At 43.5% G+C, this 372-nt stretch carries 1 pseudogene; it reads right to left on the reverse strand.

The annotated features are described in order from the left end of the window. Nucleotides 1–372 (reverse strand): annotated as a pseudogene (locus Q5762_RS37410) (hypothetical protein); the annotation flags it as partial.

Here is a 372-nt window from a genome sequence, read left to right on the forward strand (position 1 = left end):
TGCTCTTCCGATCTATCTAAAGCCACACAGCGAGATTCTATTCCAGGAATACTTCGATTAATCAGCACCATTCCCGGAATTTCATTAGCCAGTTGTCGAAGTTCTTCATCGCTCATACCTTTGCTATGTACAACTAAAGATTCGCATTGGCTATTGATCAGTAGGTTGATGGCGTTTCTTTCTTTATCAGCATCATGGTACCCACTGCCTATCAGTAGTTGTTTTCCTTGTTCACTAGCGACGGTATCGATGGCTTTGACCATGCTGCCAAAGAATGGAGATGAGACATCATTGACCAATACGCCAATAGTATTGGAGGATTTACTTACCAGCGCTCTAGCGTTTGCATTGGGTCGATAGCCCAATGCTTTC

This window comes from Streptomyces sp. P9(2023), from assembly GCF_032436795.1.
Taxonomy (GTDB): domain Bacteria; phylum Actinomycetota; class Actinomycetes; order Streptomycetales; family Streptomycetaceae; genus Streptomyces.